This is a genomic window from Zoogloea sp., from assembly GCF_041904905.1.
GTDB lineage: Bacteria > Pseudomonadota > Gammaproteobacteria > Burkholderiales > Rhodocyclaceae > Zoogloea.
Map to the genome: position 1 here is coordinate 1 of NZ_JAYRMI010000044.1, position 17,420 is coordinate 17,420.

The window sequence follows — 17,420 nt, forward strand, 5'->3', positions numbered from 1 at the left end:
CGCATCGGCACGCGGATGTCGGGCCGGGAGCCTTCGACGTAGATCTTGCGGGAGTTGGGCAGCGGCGCAACGGCCGCTTCGTCCACGTGGGCGGACGCAGCGAGGAATTTGTCGGTGGCGTTCATGAAGGCTCCTTGGGGAGGGCCGCCGGAAAGGGAGGGCGCGGCAGGAGCCACGTTTCCCTACGCCGGTACGACCCGGATCAGGTTCGGAGGGTAAGTCTCAGCCGGGCGGTGCGCACCCAAGCGCACGTCGGCACCCCTAACGTATCTTCCCAAAGTACTGGAATGGCAAGGTAAACGCAAGATTCGCCGGGGGTTTCGGTGGGCGGCGGGGCGGGGGCGGCGGCTAAAGCTTTGGGGTCTCCGGGCCGAAATAGGGGCATCCGGCCCCTCGCGGCCCGCCCATCTCCGGAGATAGAACATGCGCCATCGTCTGCGCCCCCTCGTTGCCCTGCTGGCTGTGGCCGGCATGTCCTCCGCGCTGGCTGCCGACTGGCAGACCGTCGTATCCGACAAGAAGCGCACGATCGAACTCGATCGGGCGAGCATCCTGCAGTCCGACCCCGGGACCAAGGTGGCCTGGGGGCGGATCGTCCTGTCGGAGGCCGAGGCGGCGACCGCCGGTTACGCGGCGGTCAAGGCCCTGAACCGCTACGACTGCCGGAACCAGACCTTCGCCACCATCAAGCGGGTGTATCTGGATGCCGACTCGGCGGTCATCAAGGACGAGAAGGTCAAGGTGGAGAAGGACATGCCGGTGGCCGCCGGCAGCGTGGACGAGCGGCTGTGGCGGGATGTGTGCAAGCCCGCCGGCGGCGGCGACATTTCGGCGCTGGCCAAGAACGCGGCGAGCGCCGCCAAGGCGGCCCAGGCGGCGCCGGCCAAGCCGGATCTGCGGGCGGCCGATTATCGGCCGGCGAAGGGGGCCGAGAAGCCGGCGGTGGCTCAGGTGTCGGAGGCCAAGGGCGAGCACGGCGCGGAGCCGGCGCTGCCGATCAAGAAGAATTTCATCGACAAGCCGGCGCCGCCTCCGAAGGCCGAGCCGGCTGCCGAGAAGCCGGCGGAGCGCCCCCTGCGCGCCGAGGCGCCGCCCGAGGTGCAGCGGGTGCCGGCCTATGTGCCGCCGCCCCGGCCCCGCCCGCGGGTGGTCCGCTCGCCGACGGTGGCGGTGGATGCCCATGCGGCCCACGGCCCGGCGGCGGCGGGCACGCCGCTGGCCCATCACGACATCCACTGGAGCTACGAGGGTGAGGGCGGGCCGGCCAACTGGGGGGTGCTCAAGCCGGAGTGGCAGCTATGCGGCAGCGGTGAGCGCCAGTCGCCCATCGACATCCGCGAGGGCATCAAGGTGGAGTTGGAACCGATACGTTTTGACTACAAATTGAGCCAATTTCGTATCATAGACAACGGCCACACGGTGCAGGTGAATGTGGGGCCGGGCAGCAGCCTGCAGGTGATGGGGCGCTACTACGATCTGGTCCAGTTCCACTTCCATCGCCCGTCGGAGGAGCGCATCAACGGCAAGGGCTTCGAGATGGTGGTGCATCTGGTGCACAAGGATCTGGATGGCCGCCTGGCGGTGGTGGCGGTGCTGCTGGAGCGGGGGCAGGTGCATCCGCTGGTGCAGACTTTGTGGAACAACCTGCCGCTGGAGAAGAACGTGGATTATTCGCCGGAGGGGGTGACGATCGACCTGAACCAGCTCTTGCCGGGTGACCGCAGCTACTACACCTACATGGGGTCGCTGACCACGCCGCCGTGCAGCGAGGGGGTGCTGTGGATGGTGATGAAGCAGCCGGCGCAGCTGTCGGCAGAGCAGATCGCGATCTTTGCGCGGATGTATCCGATGAACGCGCGACCGATCCAGTCGGTGCGGGGGCGGATGATCAAGGAATCCCGCTGAGGCGGGGCCGGCGGGCTGCCTTCGGGGCGGGCTGCCGGCGTCGGGAAGAGAGAGGGCGAGCCGCGGGGTTCGCCCTTTGTTTTTGGCGAGGGGGCCGCGGGCTTATTCGCCGGTGCGCAGGGCCAGCTCGACGATGAGCCGGTCGACCCCGTCGGCCAGCTGGCCGGCCAGGGCGCGGCTGTCGGGGTCGGCGGCCCGGGCGGCCATGTCGGTGCGGGCGGCGAGGTCGTAGATTTCCTGGGCCTTGAGGGTGCCGGCGGTGCCCTTGAGGCTGTGGGCAAGGAAGGACAGCTCGGACAGCTCGCCGTCGCCGGCGGCCAGGGCCCGCAGCCGCACGACGCTGGCGCGGTAGTTGCTGAGGGCGCGGCTGGCGAGGCGGGTGACGAACGCGCTCTTGCCCTTGAACTGGGCTTCGAGGGCCGGCCAGTCGATCAGGCCGCCGGTGGCGCTGGGGGCTTCGCTCGAGGACGGCGTGACGGCAGGGGCGGGCGTATCGGCGGGCATGGGCGTGATCTCGGTGGGGGCCGACGGGCGGCGGTGTTGCAGGATCTCGGTGACCAGGGTGTCCAGGTCGAGGGGTTTGGGGATGTGGGCCCGCATGCCGGCGGCGAGGCAGTGCTCCCGGGCTTCCGGGCCGGCGTGGGCGGTGAGCCCGAGCACCGGCAGGGTGGGGGCCACGGCGTGGATGCGGCGGGTGAGTTCGTAGCCGTCCATCCCGGGCATCTGGATGTCGGTGATCGCCAGGTGGTAGGTGTCGGCCCCGGCGGCGGCGAGCCGGGCGAGGGCTTCGGGGCCGCCGGCGAGGCAGTCGACCCGCGCGCCTTCCTGGGTGAGCAGGTCGGTGAGCACCAGCCGGTTGATCTCGTTGTCGTCCACCGCCAGGATGGTCAGGCCGTCGAGCCGGGCCTCGGGCCGGATGTAGGTGTCGGGCCGGGGGCTGTGGGCGGCGCGCAGGCAATCCACGATGTGGCGCACGCGCAGGGGGTGTTCGATCAGCGGCAGGCGGCCGGCCAGCCCGTCGGCGAGGCCGGACAGGTCGATCTCGTCGATGTGCCCGGCGAGAGCCAGCGGGCGCCCGTCGTCGCGCAGCTGGCGCAGCCACCGGCGCCAGTCCAGGCCCCGGTCGGCGACGCGGGCGTCCATGACCACCAGCGCGTTGGCGGGGATGGGGTCGCCCGGGGTGGCGACGATGCGGGTGGGGATGGCGCGGGCCTGGAGCCCGCCGGCGAGGTCGGCGGCGGCGTCGTCCGGGAAGCCCGCCAGTACCACGCTGCCGGCCGGCGGCGGGGCTTCGGGTTCGGCGGCGATCAGGGGGATGCGGACGTCGAAGCTGCTGCCGATGCCGGGGGTGCTGGAGACGACGATGTCGCCGCCCAGGGCCTTGACCAGGTGGAGCGAGATCGACAGCCCCAGGCCGGAGCCGCCGAAGCGGCGGGTGGTGGAGCTGTCGGCCTGCTCGAAGGGCTGGAACAGGCGCTGGATCTGCTCCTGGGTCATGCCGATGCCGGTGTCGCTGACCTTGATGCACAGCTGGCCGGCTTCGACCCGGGCGTCGAGGCTGACCGAGCCGGCGTCGGTGAACTTTATGGCGTTGCCCAGCACGTTCACCAGCACCTGGGACAGGCGCAGGGGGTCGCTGCGGCAGCTGGCGGGCAGGTCGCGCTCCCGCACGTAGAACGCCAGCTTGCGGGCGTAGGCGCGCTCGGCGGTGAGGGTGATGGCGGCGTCGATGACCTTGCCGGGGTTGATCGGGATGTGCTCGACGGTGAGCTTGCCGGCCTCGATCCGGGCGCGGTCGAGGATGTCGTTGATGACCCCCAGCAGGTGCTGGCCCGACTCGTTGATGCGGACGAACTGCTTCTCGGCGTTGCGCCCCGAGGAGTTGCGGATGCCCATCTGGGCCAGCCCGAGGATGGCGTTGAGGGGGGTGCGGATCTCGTGGCTCATGTTGGCGAGGAAGTCGCTGCGGGCCTGGGCGAGCCGCTCGGCTTCGGCGCGGGCGGCGATGTGGGCCTGCTCGACCCGGCGCCGTTCGAGCATCTCCTGGATCACGATGAAGATCACCGCCAGCGGCACCAGCCCCATGCCGAGCAGCAGCAGCGGCGGGGTGGAGTGGTTGCGCAGTTCGTCTTCGGCGATCAGGGCGGCCAGGGCCAGCGGGGTGCCCTCGATGTGCTGCTTGATGGCGGCGATGGGGGTGTCGTCGCGGTCGGCGTCGGCGCCGATCGGGCCGGCCCGCCCGCGCTTGCCGAGCCCGGCCAGGGCTCGCTGGACCGCGGGGCGCGCGAAGGCTTCGGGGGCGGTGCCGGAGACGGGTTCGCCGGAGTCGGTGGCGACCAGCGCTTCGGGGCGCTGGGGCTGGGTGGAGCCGTTGCGGGCTTCGAGCGGCGTGAACGGGCCGCTGGCGACGATGTGGCCGCGCACGCGCCCCTTGATGGCGACGGCCTGGGCCAGCCGGAGCCGCTTGCCGCCGTCGAGCAGCTCAATGCCGTGGTTGTTGGCCGGGGGGGCGATGACGGCGGTGGCGCCCGGGGGCGGCTCGCCGACCTGGGCGATGACGGCGCCCTTGTCGTCGATCAGGGTGAACTGGTCGTAGATCGGGGCGAAGCCCAGCCGCTTGTGCTCGATGAGGCGCTCGAACTTGTCTTCGATGGCCTGGAGCTGGACGGCCAGGCCGTAGTCGGCGCTCATCCCGAGATCGACGCTGCCGAAGTAGTTGGCGACGACGTCCGACTGGGTGAGATCGACCAGGTCGTTGTGGCGTTCGGTGAAGTAGTAGGAGAGGGCGTCGGCGCGGCGGACGAGGTCGAGCTGGGCGGCTTCGATCAGGTTCTGCTGCAGGCGCTCCCGCACGCTCAGGTTGTGGGCGAGCAGGGCCACCGCGTAGAGGATGAAGATCCCGATGGCGACGAAGCTCTTCCGGTAACGCCTTAGCAGGAATTCGTCGCTGGACATGGGATGGATCGGTTGTTTCAGGGTCGGCCGCCGGCCGCTCCCCCGGGTGAGGGCAGGCGTGGCCTGCCGCGTGACGCTGCCCTTTGCCGATAACGGTGCGGGGCAGCGAATCTTTATCGTCAGTGAACGGATTTACAGACGAAACCTCCGGTCGTGCCTCAGCGCCCCATCGCCGCCGCGGCGATGTCGAGGGCGCGCAGGCGGAGGTCGGGCTCGAAGATGTCGCAGACGACCATGAACTCGTCGGCGTCGGTAAGCTGGGCGAGGCGGGCGAGGCCGTCGCGGACCCGCCCTGGGCCGCCGACCACTGCCGCGGCGAGGAAGTCGCCGATGGCGGCGCGTTCTTCGGTGCGCAGGGAGGCCATGAAGTGTTCGACCGGCGGCTGCAGCCGGCGCCGGTTGCCGGTGAGGATGCCGAGCACCCGCTGGTAGTTGCTGCTGGCCAGGAATTCCGCCTCTTCGTCGGTGGGGGCGGCCATCACCGGCACGCCGATCGTCACGTAGGGTTTGTCGAGCGCCGCGGAGGGCTGGAACTTGCTGCGGTACAGGGCGATCGCCTGGAGCAGCTGGCGCGGCGCGAAGTGGGAGGCGAAGGCGTAGGGCAGGCCGCGTTCGGCGGCCAGGCGGGCGGAGAACAGGCTGGAGCCGAGGATCCAGATCGGTACGCGGGTGTCGGCGCCGGGCACCGCGACGACCCGCTGGCCCGGCTGGACGGGGCCGAGGAGGCGCTGCAGTTCGGCTACGTCGCGGGGGAAGTCGTCTTCGGTCTCGACACGGTCGCGGCGCAGGGCGCGCATCGTCACGGCGTCGGTGCCGGGGGCGCGGCCCAGGCCCAGGTCGATGCGGCCGGGGTAGAGTTCGGCGAGGGTGCCGAAGGCTTCGGCGACCACCAGCGGGGCGTGGTTGGGCAGCATGATGCCGCCCGAGCCGACCCGGATCCGCCCGGTGCCGCCGGCGATGTGCCCCACCAGCACGGCGGTGGCGGCGCTGGCGACGCCCGGCATGTTGTGGTGCTCGGCCACCCAGTAGCGGGTGAAGCCGAGGGCGTCGGCGTGGCGGGCGGTGGTCAGGGCGACCGCCAGGGCGTCGGCCACGCTGCGGCCCTCGCGGATCGCGACGAGGTCGAGCATGGACAGCTTGATGTCTTGCAGTGTCTTCATGCCCGTCATTCTAGGGGGTATTGCGAATCGTTTCCGGGTGTTCCGAAGGGGGCCGCGGCGAGCCTTAGCCGCCGGCCTTGCCGCCGGGAATGTCCCGGAAGAACTCGGGCAGGTAGCGCGGGGCGACGCGGTAGTACTTCTTCACCAGCTTCATGTAGGTGCCGTCCTTCTTGATGCCGGCCAGGAAGGCGTTGAAGGCGTCGCGCAGCTCGGGCGAATCCTTGCGGAAGGCGGCGGCCATGCGCTGCTCTTCGGAGATCGGGCCGATGACCTTGATCTTTCCGGGCCAGCGTTCGAGGGCGATCATCACGTCGGGCACGTCGAGCAGGGTCATGTCGCTCTCGCGCTTGAGCATGGCCGGCACGAGATCATTGACGTTGTTGCTGCCGGTGAAACGCTTGAGCGGGAGCCCTTTGTTCTCGAGGTCGTAGAGGGCCGGGTCGAGGCAGGAGTTGTAGATCACGAAAGTGCTGCCCTGCCGGAGGGCGGCCTTGGTGGCGCGGATGTCCCGCTCCTTGTCGCCGCTGGGCTTGATCGGCTGGGTGGCGGTGTCGGAGCGGGCCAGCAGCCATACGGCGGAGGGGAAGGTGGGGTCGGAGAAATCCACCAGCTTCAGGCGCGGAGGCAGGATGGTCATGCCGTTGGCGATCATGTCGCCGCGGATGGGGCGACGGCCGGGGTCCGGGAGCGTCGGTTTGGTGCGCGTGTCCTTGCCGGTCAGGTCGCCGACGACCGTGTCCCAGGTGCTGGGGACGAACTCGTAGCGCACGCCCAGGTGGCGGGCGAAGAGCTGGACGATCTCCACGTCGAGCCCGTCGCCGCTGCCGGTGACGAAGTTGGCGTAGGGCACGCCCAGGTGACGCAGCACGCCGCGTTCGCGGATGTCCCGCAGGTCGTCGGCCAGCGCGCTGCCGAACAGGCACAGGAGGCTGGCGGCGAGGAGCAGCCGTCGTATCGGGGAGTGGCGGGCGGGCATGGCGTTTTTGTCGTCTGGTGGGGGCTCGGTGGGGAAACCGGGAGGAGGCCGGGCTCTGCATCTAGCGGAGGGAGGCGGGGAAACTTTAGCCCGCGTGTCCCCGATCTGGCCGGTCAGCCGTGGGCGCCGGCCGCGGCTGCGGCGAGGAAGCGCTCCAGCCGGGGCTCGCCGCAGAAACCCACATTGAGGCGCAGGTAGCCGGAGGGTTGGTTCTGGGGGCGGAAGACGTTGCCCGGGGCGAGCAGGATGTTGTCGCGGGTGGCCCGGCGGGCGAGGTCGGCGGTGTCGACGAGGCCCGGCACCCGGGCCCACACGAAGGGGCCGCCGCGGGGCTCGGGTTCGGGTTTGAGGCCGACCCGTTCGAGCATCCGCAGGGCCTGGCCGGTGGATTCGGCGAGGCGGCCCTTGAGCCGGTCGAGGAGCTTGCGGTAGTGGCCGTCGGTGAGCAGTTGGTGGATGAGCTGCTCGGCGAGTTCGGCGGACGACATCATCGAGACGATCTTGACGTCGGTGAACAGGTGGGCCAGATCGGGCCGGCAGGCGAGGAAGCCGACCCGCAGGTTGCCCGACAGCGTCTTGGAGAAGCTGGCGGTGTAGATGACCCGGTCGAGCTGGTCGAGCCCGGCCAGGCGGGTGGCGGCGTCGGGGGCGAGGTCGCCGTAGATGTCGTCCTCGACGATCATGAAGTCGTGCTTCTCGGCCAGCTGCAGCACCCGGAAGGCGACCGCCGGCGAGAGGCTGCAGCCGGTGGGGTTGTGGAGCACCGAGTGGGTGAAGTAGAGCCGCGGCTGGTGTTCGGCCAGGAGCGCCTCGAGGGCGGCGGTGTCGGGGCCGTCGGGGGTGCGCGGCACGCCCACCAGCGCCACGCCGTACAGGCGCAGGTTGCCGAAGAGGTTCCAGTAGCCGGGGTCGTCCACCAGCACGCAGTCGCCGGGCTTGAGGAAGTAGCGGCACACGATGTCGAGCGCCTGGTGCACGCCGTAGGTGAGGACGATCTGCTCCGGCGTGGCGCCGATGCCGATCTCGGCCAGGCGCACCTGGAGCTGGGCGCGCAGCGGTGCGTAGCCCTGGGCCGAGCCGTAGCTCACCGGGCGCACGTCGGGGCGGCGGGTGAGGCTGCGCAGGTTGCGCAGCACGCCGGCCTCGTCGAGCCACGCGGCGGGCAGGCTGCCCGAGCCGGCCAGGATGCGCTCCGGGTCGCCATTGGCCATCTCGCGCATCAGCCAGCTGGCGTCGATGGCCCGCTCGACGGCGTCGGTGCCGGCGGCGGCGCGGGCGGGCTGGGCCCGGCTCGCCACGTAGAAGCCGGAACCGCGCCGGGATTGCAGGCAGCCCACCGCCACCAGCCGGTCGTAGGCTTCGACGACGGTGAAGCGCGACACGCCGTGCCGTTCGGCGAACTGGCGGATCGGTGGCAGGCGCGCGCCGGGGCGCAGGATGCGGTCGTCGATGCGGGTGCGGATGGCGGTGACGATCTGGTCCACCAGCGGGGTGGGGCTGTCGGCAGAGAGGGTGAACTGCAGCATCGGGGGCTCCGGTGTATCGGTCGGCGCACCGGGCCAGTGGATGGGGCTGGGCCGGTACGGGAGGGCGGTTTGTCCGGATAGTGTATCTGGGGTGGCTGAAAAGTGTCCGGTATTGTCAGGTTGTCCGATTCGCTTTCCGAGGAGAACCGCCATGCGCCGCCTGCCCCTGTTCGTCATCGTCTTTGCCACGCTGCTCGCGGCCGCGCCGACCCGGGCCGGTGGGGTGGAGGCCTACTGCCCGTCGCTGAAGTGGGTGCTGCTGGCGCCGCCGGGGGGGAGCGCGGTGCAGGTGATCGACGTGAGCCGGGGGGTGACGCCGCTGGCCACTCTGCGCAGCCGGCCCCGGGGCGCGGTGCTGGCGGTGCACGTGCAGGCGGCGAGCCGGCGGGTGTGGGTGCTGGCGGATAACGGGCTGGATGCCCACGATGGGTTCAGCGGCCGGGTGCTGGGGCATTGGGCGGCGCCGGAGGGGGTGCGCCTCGATCGGCTGGAGGCGGATGCCGTGGGCCGGCTGACGGCGTGGAGCGGCGCGCGGCCCTTCGAGGCGGTGCACGGCGCGGCGGTGCTGGTGCCGGCCGGCGCGCGGGTGAGCTGGCGCTGAGGGGGGCGTTCAGGGGCCGAGGGCGGCAAAGCCCTGACGGTAGAGGATGGCGAGTTCCTGGGCGGTGCGGCGCCGCTGGGCCGGGTCGGTGGCCAGGGCGCGGGCGAGGCTGCCGGCGATGTCGGGGACGTGCACCGCGCCGGGGTGGCCGGGGGCTTCCCAGGTGGCTGCAAAGGCGGCCTGCTTGGTGGGGTGGCCAGCCTGCCGGGGGTGGAGCACGTTGATCCGCGGCAGGCAGAAGGCCATCGCCACGATGCGCCCGTGCAGGCTGCTGCCGCAGTAGCCGCGGCTGCCCGCGATGAGGGCGCAGATGTCCCACAGGTAGAGCGAGTTGAGGATGGTGAGCGGCCGGGTGCGGAGCAGGCCGGCGAGGCGTTGCAGGCAGTCCAGGTCGTCGTGCCAGGGGGCGGTGCCGGCGCGGAACAGGACGATGCCGAGGCCGGCCGCGGCGGCGGCCCGGTCGAGCTGTTCGGCGACCGCCCCGAGGGTGGCGTCGTCGCCGAAGTCGGCGCCCAGCTGCACCGCCAGATAACCGTGGGGGAAGGCGGCCCGGATGTCGGCCAGCTCGCCCCGGCTGGCGTGGGCTTCGACGGTGGGGCCGAACAGTTCGGCCACCATCACCGCGGGGTCGGGCATCAGCCGGGCCTGGATGCCGGCGGCGCGCAGGTGGGCGAGGGTGAGGCGGTCGCGCACACCCACGGCGTTGGCGGCGCACAGGGCGGCGATGACTTCGTCGCGCAGGTCGGCCGGGCTTTCGGCGAGTTCGACCCCGCCCACCGCGCAGTAGACCCGCCGCTGGGCGTTGGGGAACAGCCCGGGCGAGACGCAGTAGGGGGCGTGGGCGGGCAGGCCGAGGATGCGCTCGGTCCAGGCGTCGCGGGCCGAGGGGCTGGCGTCGAGCCGGCTGATGATGACCTGGGCGGCAGCCGGCGGCTGGAGCATCACCGCCGCTTCCCAGGCCTTGCAGGTGAGCAGTTCGCCGCCGGCGTGGATCAGCCGGATCGGCTTGTCGCCCCAGGTTTCGGCCACCTGGGTGATGGCGTGGACGGGGTGGCCGCCCCACTCCCGCATGTCCCGTTCGGCGAGCCCGGCGAAGATCAGGGGCCGCGCCGGCAGCAGTGCGGCGGCCACGTGGGGAAACAGCAGGTCGCCGAAGTTGTGCCGGTCGAAGGCGCCGAACAGGATGGTGGGGAGGGTCATGGGGCGGGGCGGTCAGCCGAGGTTGCGCAGGGCGAAATCCCAGTCGATCAGCTTGTCGAGGACGGCGTTGACGTAGTCGGCGCGCCGGTTCTGGTAGTCGATGTAGTAGGCGTGCTCCCACACGTCGATGGCCAGCAGGGGTTTGAGGCCGGCGGCGAGGGGCGTGTCGGCGTTGCCGGTCTTGATGACCTTCAGGCGCTCGCCGTCGGCCACCAGCCAGGCCCAGCCGCTGCCGAACTGGGTGATCGCCGCGTTGGCGAATTCCTTCTTGAAGGCGGCGACGCTGCCGAAGGCGCCTTCGAGGCGCTGGCGCAGTTCGGCCGGCGGCTCGCCGCCGCCCCGGGCGCGCAGGCCCTGCCAGTAGAAGGCGTGGTTCCAGGTCTGGGCGGCGTTGTTGAAGAGGGCGCCCTGGTCGGCCTTGCCGGCGCTGGCCGCGATGAGCTGGGCGAGCGGCAGCCCTTCCAGCGGGGTGCCGGTCACCAGTCGGGCGGTGTTGTCGGCGTAGGCCTTGTGGTGCTTGCCGTAGTGGTAGCCGAGGGTGTTGGCGGAGAGCACGGGGTCGAGCGCGTCGAGGGCGTAGGGCAGGTCGGCGAAGTAGTTCGGGCTCCGGGCCGCTGCCCCGGCGTGACGCGGGAGGCCGGTCACGCCCAGAAGCGCAGCGCCGCTGGCTGCGAGGAGGAGGCTGCGCCGTTTGGTCTGCGGGGCGGAGACGCCGTCCGGGATGGGGTTGCGCATGGGTTTTCCTGACTGAGGTGAAGACAGGATTTGAGATTAACGCAAGTTTTAATTCTTTCTATGTCAACTTCTTAAATTTTCTTGTTGTGACAAATTCACGGTTTGCGTCAGGGTTTTTCGGGCGGGCGCTGGGGCGCCGACGGTGCGGCCAGCACTTTGCCGATGCCAGCCCGAGGGCGGTGCCGGTGAACGCTGCGGCGGAAGGCTGGATCGTAGGCGCCTTTGCCTGCCTCGCGGGGCTTCGGCGGGGCCTTCCACATCATTTGACGTTCGGGGCGGCAGCGGCGCGGGAGGGCGCCCGAAACGCCTGGCTTTACAAGTTCGTCGGGCTCGCCTAAATTAATGACTTACCAGTCAGTCAGTAATTATCATGACCACCCCCGATACGCACCGTCGCCAGCGTCGCAAGGATGCCCGCCCCGCCGAGCTGGCCGCCGCCGCCATGGCGCTCTTCGTGGAGAAGGGCTTCGCCGCCACCCGCCTGGACGACGTGGCCAGCCGGGCGGGGGTCTCGAAGGGCACGCTCTACCTGTACTTCGACAGCAAGGAGGCCTTGTTCCGGTCGGTCATCGAGGAATCCATCGTGCCGATGATCGGCGAGGTGGAGGCGATGGTCGAGCGGCTTGGCGACGATCCGGTGCGCCTGCTGCGGGCGCTGCTCGAGTTCTGGTGGGCGCAGATCGGCTCCACCCACCTGGCCGGCACCTGCAAGCTCATGTTGTGCGAGGCGGGCAACTTCCCCGAGGTGGCGATGTACCTCAACGAGCGGGTCATCGGCCCGTGGCACATGCTGCTCAACCGGGTGATCGAGGCCGGCATGACCAAGGGCGTGTTCCGCCAGGGTAACCCGGAGAGTGTGCGCCAGATGGTCTTCTACCCGCTCCTGATGCAGGCGGTGTGGCAGTGCTCGCTGCCCGTCTGCTCGTCGGCCCGGCCGATGCCCGAGAACTATTTCGACACCTTTTTCGACGTGCTCTTCCGCGGCCTGCTGGTCGAGCCCTCCGAGGAAACCCAACGATGAACCGCTCCTTCGTGCTTGGCGCCCTGTGCGTGGCGCTGCTGTCTGCCTGTTCCAAACCCCAGCCGGTGGCCGAGGGGCCGCGGCCGGTGATGGTCCACAAGCTGGCCCTCGCCCCGGTGACGGCCGGGGTGCTGTATTCGGGCGAGGTGCGGGCGCGCTATGAGTCCGATCTGGCGTTCCGCGTGTCCGGCAAGATCGTCGAGCGGCTGGTGGATGTGGGGGCGGTGGTGAAGCCCGGCCAGCTGCTGGCGCGGCTCGACCCGAGCGACGCGGGCCTCAACGCCGAGGCGGCCCGGGCCCAGCTGGCGGCGGCCCAGAACGAGCTGGCCTACGCCAAGGCGGAGGTGGAGCGCTACCGCGATCTGGTGGCCAAGAACTTTGTGAGCCGCAGCGTGCTGGATGCCAAGGAAACCAGCTTCAAGTCGGCGGCCGCCCGCGTCGAGCAGGCCCGCGCCCAGGCCACGGTGGCCGGCAACCAGGCCGGCTACACCCGGCTGGTGGCCGATCAGGCGGGGGTGATTACGGCGGTGGGCGGCGAGGTCGGTCAGGTGGTGAAGGATTCGACGCCGGTGATGAAGCTTGCCCGGGACGGGGAGCGGGAGGTGCTGATCGCGGTGCCGGAGAGCCGCATTGCTGCGCTGCGCAAGGCCGGGCGGATCGAGGTGCGGCTGCCGGCGGCGCCGGAGGCGGCGTTCGCCGGCCGGGTGCGCGAGGTGGCGCCAGCGGCCGACGCCGCCACCCGTACCTACGCGGTGCGGGTGACCATCGTCGATGCAAGCCCGGCGGTGCAGCTGGGGATGACCGCCAACGTGATCCTGCCCGATGCGGACGCGGCGGGGGGCGGCCTGCTGGTGCCGGCCACCGCGCTCTTCGAGCACGAGGGCGCCAGCGCGGTGTGGGTGATGCAGCCGGAGGGTGCGCTGGTCAAGCCGGTGCTGCGCAAGGTGCAGGTGCGCCAGTTCCGCGAGGACGGTGTGCTGTTGGCCGGCGGCGTGCAGGCGGGCGAGACGATCGCGGCGGCGGGGGTTCACAAGATCGTTGCCGGCCAGCTGCTGCAGCCGCGCACGGCGGGCCGCCCGGCGGCCGCCACGGTTGGCGCGGGGGGCTGAGGCGATGGGCTTCAATCTGTCGGAGTGGGCGCTGCGCAACCAGCCGCTGGTGCGCTACCTGATCGTGCTGCTGGCGCTGGTGGGGGTGCTGTCGTACCAGAAACTGGGCCAGTCGGAGGACCCGCCCTTCACCTTCAAGGTGATGGTGGTGCGCACCGAATGGCCGGGCGCATCGGCGCGGGAGATGGAGGCGCAGGTTACCGACCGCATCGAGAAGAAGCTGCAGGAGGTGCCCAATGTGGACACCCTGCGTAGCTACTCCCGGCCGGGCGAGTCGGTGGTGCTCTTCATCGCCAAGGATTCGACCCCGGCGAAGGACGTGCCGGACATCTTCTACCAGGTGCGCAAGAAGATCGGCGACATCCGCGCCACCCTGCCGTCCACGATCCGCGGGCCGTATTTCAACGACGAGTTCGGCGACGTGTTCGGCAACATCTACGCGCTCACCGGCGACGGCTTCGACTACGCCCAGCTGAAGGCCGAGAGCGACAGGATTCGCGCCGAGCTGCTGCGGGTGCCCGGCGTGGCCAAGGTGGATCTGATCGGCGAGCAGGAGCAGCGCATCTACGTGTCGCTCTCCAACGCCCGGCTGGCAACGCTGGGGCTGGATGTGCAGACGGTGACGGCGGCCCTGGCCCAGCAGAACGCGGTGGTGCCCGGTGGCTACTTCGAGACCAAGGACGAGCGGATTTACCTGCGCCCGAGCGGCGCCTTCGATACCGTCGAGGCGATCCGCGACACCACGGTGCGGGCCGGTGGGCGCGAGTTGCGGATCGGCGACATCGCCACGGTGCGGCGCGGGTTCGTCGAGCCGCCGGCGCCGGGCTTCCGCTTCCAGGGGCAGGACGCGCTGGGGCTGGGGGTGTCGATGGCCAAGGGCGGCGACATCATCGCCCTGGGGGCCAACCTGAAGGCCACCGCGGCGCGCATCCAGGCCGACCTGCCGGTGGGCATGGAGCTGCAGGAGGTGGCGAGCCAGCCGGAGGCGGTCAAGCGGTCGATCAACGAGTTTGTGCGCTCGCTGGCCGAGGCGGTCATCATCGTGCTGGTGGTGTGCTTCTTCTCGCTGGGGCTGCGCACCGGGCTGGTGGTGGCGCTGTCGATTCCGCTGGTGCTGGCGGTCACCTTCTTCGGGATGCGGCTGTTCGACGTGGGGCTGCACAAGATCTCGCTGGGCGCGCTGATCCTGGCCCTGGGCCTGCTGGTGGACGACGCGATCATCGCCGTCGAGATGATGCTGGTGAAGATGGAGCAGGGCTGGGAGCGTTCGAAGGCGGCGGCCTTCGCCTACACCAGCACCGCCGGGCCGATGCTCTCCGGCACGCTGGTGACGGTGGCGGGCTTCCTGCCCATCGCCACGGCGCAGTCTTCCACTGGCGAGTACACCCGCTCGATCTTTCAGGTCAACGCCATCGCGCTCCTGGCCTCGTGGCTGGCGGCGGTGATCGTGGTGCCCTACCTGGGCTACGTGCTGCTGCCCGACCCGCGCGGGCCGAAGAAGCCGAGCTGGTTCTCCACCCGCTTTCCGCGCCTCGATGCCTTCAAGGATCGCATCGGCCTGGGCGACCCGCACATCGAGGGCGACGAGGAGTCGGTCTTCCGCACCCCGTTCTACAACCGCTTCCGGGCGCTGGTGGATTGGTGCGTGGCGCGGCGCTGGGTGGTGATCGGCACCACGCTGGCGATCTTCGCCGCGGCGATCGTCGGCTTCGGGCTCGTCCAGCAGCAGTTCTTTCCCAACTCGACGCGGCTGGAGTTGCTGATCGACCTGCGTCTGCCCGAGGGCGCCAGCCTGAAGGCGACCAAGGCGGAGGTTGAAAAGCTGGAGGCGGTGCTGAAGAACGAGAAGGGCATCGACAACTACGTGGCCTACGTGGGCACCGGCAGCCCGCGCTTCTACCTGCCGCTGGACCAGCAGCTGCCGGCCGCCAACTTTGCCCAGTTCGTGGTGCTCACCGACAGCATCCAGAGCCGCGAGGCGCTGCGCACGCGGATGATCGAGCTGTTCCGCCAGGAGTTCCCGAACCTGCGCGCCAACGTCACCCGGCTGGAAAATGGCCCGCCGGTGGGCTTTCCGGTGCAGTTCCGGGTGAGCGGGCCGGACATTCCGACGGTGCGCAAATACGCCGCCGAGGTGGCCGAGGCGATGCGGACCAACCCCAACCTGTCGGACGTGCAGCTGGACTGGGACGAGCAATCCAAGGTGCTGCGCGTCGACGTGGATCAGCGCAAGGCGCGCCTGCTGGGGCTGAGCACCCAGGACGTGGCCAACTTCCTCAACAGCAGCCAGCGCGGGCTGGTGGCCACCAGCTACCGGGAAGGTATCGAGTCCATCGACGTGGTGCTGCGCGGCGACGCCTTCGAGCGCGACAAGCTCTCGCTGGTGGCCGAGCTGGCGATCCCGACCCGGGCCGGCAAGTCGGTGCCGCTGACCCAGATCGCCACCGTCGGCTACGCCTACGAGCAGGGGCTGGTGTGGCGGCGCAACCGGGAGCCGAGCATCACCGTGCGCGGCCAGATCTACGTGAATGGCGTCCAGGCGCCCACCGTCACCGCCCAGGTGGCGCCGCTGCTGGAGCCGATCCGCGCCGCGCTTCCCGCCGGCTATCGCATCGAGACCGGCGGTGCGGTGGAGGAGAGCGCCAAGGGCCAGAGTTCGGTGAATGCGGGCTTCCCGCTGTTCCTGGCGGTGGTGTTCACGGTGCTGATGGTGCAGCTGGGCAGCTTCTCGCGCACGACGATGGTGGTGCTCACCGCGCCGCTGGGGCTGATCGGGGTGGTGCTGTTCCTGCTGCTCTTCGGCCAGCCTTTCGGCTTTGTGGCCATGCTGGGCACCATCGCGCTGTTCGGGATGATCATGCGCAACTCGGTGATCCTGGTGGACCAGATCGAGCAGGACGTGGAGAAGGGCCTGTCGATCTGGAACGCCATCGTCGAGTCGGCGGTGCGCCGGCTGCGGCCCATCGCGCTCACCGCCGCGGCGGCGGTGCTGGCGATGATCCCGCTCACCCGCAGTGCCTTTTTTGGGCCGATGGCGGTGGCGATCATGGGCGGCCTGATCGTCGCCACGCTGCTCACCCTGTTGTTCGTGCCGGCCCTGTACGCGGCCTGGTATCGCGTCCGCCGCGAGCCGGATGAACAGCGCAGCGCGCAAGTAGGCTAGAATCCGAAAGTTTTTATGCGGATCATAAATATTAGCTTCTGCTAATATTATTCGGGGAGCCCCAAATGAATTACGAACAAGCACGGTTCAATATGGTCGAGCAGCAGATCCGCCCCTGGGAGGTGCTGGATTTTGGCGTGCTCGACACGCTGATGAGTGTCCGCCGCGAGGAGTTCGTGCCGGAAGCCTACAAGTCGCTGGCCTTGTCCGAAGGCGAGATTCCCCTCGGCCACGGCGGCAGCATGCTGGTGCCGGTGATCGAGGGCAAGGTGCTGCAGGCCGTGCAGGTCAAGCGTACCGACAAGGTGCTCGAAGTCGGCGCCGGCTCCGGCTACTTTGCTGCGCTGCTGGCCGCCAAGGCCGAGTGGGTGCGCACGGTCGACATCGAGCCGGCGCTGGTCAACATGGCCCACGACAACCTCAAGCGCTACGGCGTCGAGAACGTCATCGTCGAGGAAGGCGATGCCGTGCGTGGCTGGGCCGGCGGCGCGCCCTACGACCTGATCGTCGTCTCCGGCGGCGTGCCCTACGTGCCCGAAACCCTGCTGCAGGAGGTCAAGGTGGGCGGTCGCCTGTTCGCTTTCGTCGGCGAAGCGCCGCTGATGACCGCCCAGCTCATCACCCACGTGGCTGAAGGCAAGTTCCGCACCGAGTCGCTCTTCGAGAACCTCGTGCCGACGATGCGCAACGCCCCCCAGAAGAGCCAGTTCAAGTTCTGAGTCACGCCGCCCGATGAAACAGATCACGCCGACGCAGTTGTCCGAGTGGTTGCAGGATGCCAGCCGTCCTGCGCCCTTCCTCCTCGACGTGCGCGAGCCGTCCGAGTTTGCCTACTGTGCGATTCCGGGCTCGGTGCCGATGCCGATGGCCAGTGTGCCGGCGCGCTTCCAGGAGCTGCCCGACGAGGCCGAGATCGTGGTGATCTGCCACCACGGCGGGCGCAGCATGCAGGTGGCGATGTTCCTGGAGCGCCAGGGCGTGACCGGGGTCATCAATCTCGCCGGTGGCGTGGCCCAGTGGGCGCAGCAGGTCGATCCGGCCATGCCGCAGTATTGAGACGTGCGAAACG

At 70.0% G+C, this 17,420-nt stretch carries 14 protein-coding genes and 1 riboswitch; of the genes, 7 read left to right on the top strand and 7 right to left on the bottom strand.

Annotated features, from left to right (window positions below; translation table 11 throughout):
- On the bottom strand, window positions 1-125 hold a 125-nt coding region (locus ACE3N6_RS12670), incomplete at its 3' end, for a hypothetical protein (protein ID WP_374246161.1).
- 37 nt (window positions 126-162) lie between these two features.
- Window positions 163-273: riboswitch (TPP riboswitch) on the bottom strand.
- A gap of 150 nt (window positions 274-423) precedes the next feature.
- Between ACE3N6_RS12670 and ACE3N6_RS12675 the strand changes: the two genes are divergently transcribed.
- The gene (locus ACE3N6_RS12675; protein ID WP_374246137.1) at window positions 424-1,905 is read left to right on the top strand and encodes a carbonic anhydrase; all 1,482 of its coding nucleotides are present in this window, start codon (window positions 424-426) and stop codon (window positions 1,903-1,905) included.
- Between the two features lie 102 nt (window positions 1,906-2,007).
- On the opposite strand, the gene ACE3N6_RS12680 is transcribed toward ACE3N6_RS12675, so the two are convergent.
- The 4 genes from ACE3N6_RS12680 to ACE3N6_RS12695 all read right to left on the bottom strand — a co-directional run bounded on the left by ACE3N6_RS12680 (window position 2,008) and on the right by ACE3N6_RS12695 (window position 8,522).
- Window positions 2,008-4,860, bottom strand: coding sequence for an ATP-binding protein (locus tag ACE3N6_RS12680; RefSeq protein ID WP_374246138.1), 2,853 nt, complete (start codon window positions 4,858-4,860; stop codon window positions 2,008-2,010).
- 158 nt (window positions 4,861-5,018) lie between these two features.
- Entirely contained in the window at window positions 5,019-6,020 is a 1,002-nt protein-coding gene (locus ACE3N6_RS12685; protein ID WP_374246139.1) for an LLM class flavin-dependent oxidoreductase, read from the bottom strand.
- A gap of 64 nt (window positions 6,021-6,084) precedes the next feature.
- Window positions 6,085-6,996 carry a transporter substrate-binding domain-containing protein gene (locus tag ACE3N6_RS12690; protein WP_374246140.1) on the bottom strand — a complete coding sequence of 304 codons (912 nt, stop codon included), beginning with the start codon at window positions 6,994-6,996 and terminating at the stop codon, window positions 6,085-6,087.
- A 113-nt stretch (window positions 6,997-7,109) separates the two neighbouring features.
- Window positions 7,110-8,522, bottom strand: coding sequence for a PLP-dependent aminotransferase family protein (locus ACE3N6_RS12695; RefSeq protein WP_374246142.1), 1,413 nt, complete (start codon window positions 8,520-8,522; stop codon window positions 7,110-7,112).
- A 151-nt stretch (window positions 8,523-8,673) separates the two neighbouring features.
- Here ACE3N6_RS12695 and ACE3N6_RS12700 point away from each other — a divergent pair, with 151 nt between their 5' ends.
- Window positions 8,674-9,123 (top strand): hypothetical protein, encoded by a 450-nt coding sequence (locus ACE3N6_RS12700; RefSeq protein WP_374246143.1) that lies wholly within the window; start codon window positions 8,674-8,676, stop codon window positions 9,121-9,123.
- Between the two features lie 9 nt (window positions 9,124-9,132).
- Here ACE3N6_RS12700 and ACE3N6_RS12705 read toward each other — a convergent pair whose 3' ends face one another.
- Window positions 9,133-10,323, bottom strand: a complete 1,191-nt coding sequence (locus ACE3N6_RS12705; protein ID WP_374246144.1) for a polysaccharide pyruvyl transferase family protein — start codon at window positions 10,321-10,323, stop codon at window positions 9,133-9,135.
- A 12-nt stretch (window positions 10,324-10,335) separates the two neighbouring features.
- Entirely contained in the window at window positions 10,336-11,058 is a 723-nt protein-coding gene (locus tag ACE3N6_RS12710) for a superoxide dismutase (protein WP_374246145.1), read from the bottom strand.
- Between the two features lie 370 nt (window positions 11,059-11,428).
- Between ACE3N6_RS12710 and ACE3N6_RS12715 the strand changes: the two genes are divergently transcribed.
- The 5 genes from ACE3N6_RS12715 to ACE3N6_RS12735 all read left to right on the top strand — a co-directional run bounded on the left by ACE3N6_RS12715 (window position 11,429) and on the right by ACE3N6_RS12735 (window position 17,407).
- Window positions 11,429-12,079, top strand: coding sequence for a TetR/AcrR family transcriptional regulator (locus tag ACE3N6_RS12715; RefSeq protein ID WP_374246146.1), 651 nt, complete (start codon window positions 11,429-11,431; stop codon window positions 12,077-12,079).
- Complete coding sequence (locus ACE3N6_RS12720) at window positions 12,076-13,188, top strand: efflux RND transporter periplasmic adaptor subunit (RefSeq protein ID WP_374246147.1); 1,113 nt, start codon at window positions 12,076-12,078, stop codon at window positions 13,186-13,188. The genes ACE3N6_RS12715 and ACE3N6_RS12720 overlap by 4 nt, the downstream gene beginning before the upstream one ends.
- Before the next feature lie 4 nt (window positions 13,189-13,192).
- Window positions 13,193-16,351, top strand: coding sequence for an efflux RND transporter permease subunit (locus ACE3N6_RS12725; protein WP_374246148.1), 3,159 nt, complete (start codon window positions 13,193-13,195; stop codon window positions 16,349-16,351).
- A 65-nt stretch (window positions 16,352-16,416) separates the two neighbouring features.
- Window positions 16,417-17,070, top strand: a complete 654-nt coding sequence (locus ACE3N6_RS12730) for a protein-L-isoaspartate O-methyltransferase (protein ID WP_374246149.1) — start codon at window positions 16,417-16,419, stop codon at window positions 17,068-17,070.
- Between the two features lie 13 nt (window positions 17,071-17,083).
- Window positions 17,084-17,407, top strand: a complete 324-nt coding sequence (locus ACE3N6_RS12735) for a rhodanese-like domain-containing protein (RefSeq protein WP_374246150.1) — start codon at window positions 17,084-17,086, stop codon at window positions 17,405-17,407.
- The last annotated feature ends 13 nt before the right edge of the window (window positions 17,408-17,420 follow it).

Coding starts and splice junctions, on each gene's coding strand:
- ACE3N6_RS12675 (WP_374246137.1), top strand. CDS start 424: ATGCGCCATCGTCTGCGCCCCCTCGTTGCCCTGCTGGCTGTGGCCGGC.
- ACE3N6_RS12680 (WP_374246138.1), bottom strand. CDS start 4,860: ATGTCCAGCGACGAATTCCTGCTAAGGCGTTACCGGAAGAGCTTCGTC.
- ACE3N6_RS12685 (WP_374246139.1), bottom strand. CDS start 6,020: ATGAAGACACTGCAAGACATCAAGCTGTCCATGCTCGACCTCGTCGCG.
- ACE3N6_RS12690 (WP_374246140.1), bottom strand. CDS start 6,996: ATGCCCGCCCGCCACTCCCCGATACGACGGCTGCTCCTCGCCGCCAGC.
- ACE3N6_RS12695 (WP_374246142.1), bottom strand. CDS start 8,522: ATGCTGCAGTTCACCCTCTCTGCCGACAGCCCCACCCCGCTGGTGGAC.
- ACE3N6_RS12700 (WP_374246143.1), top strand. CDS start 8,674: ATGCGCCGCCTGCCCCTGTTCGTCATCGTCTTTGCCACGCTGCTCGCG.
- ACE3N6_RS12705 (WP_374246144.1), bottom strand. CDS start 10,323: ATGACCCTCCCCACCATCCTGTTCGGCGCCTTCGACCGGCACAACTTC.
- ACE3N6_RS12710 (WP_374246145.1), bottom strand. CDS start 11,058: ATGCGCAACCCCATCCCGGACGGCGTCTCCGCCCCGCAGACCAAACGG.
- ACE3N6_RS12715 (WP_374246146.1), top strand. CDS start 11,429: ATGACCACCCCCGATACGCACCGTCGCCAGCGTCGCAAGGATGCCCGC.
- ACE3N6_RS12720 (WP_374246147.1), top strand. CDS start 12,076: ATGAACCGCTCCTTCGTGCTTGGCGCCCTGTGCGTGGCGCTGCTGTCT.
- ACE3N6_RS12725 (WP_374246148.1), top strand. CDS start 13,193: ATGGGCTTCAATCTGTCGGAGTGGGCGCTGCGCAACCAGCCGCTGGTG.
- ACE3N6_RS12730 (WP_374246149.1), top strand. CDS start 16,417: ATGAATTACGAACAAGCACGGTTCAATATGGTCGAGCAGCAGATCCGC.
- ACE3N6_RS12735 (WP_374246150.1), top strand. CDS start 17,084: ATGAAACAGATCACGCCGACGCAGTTGTCCGAGTGGTTGCAGGATGCC.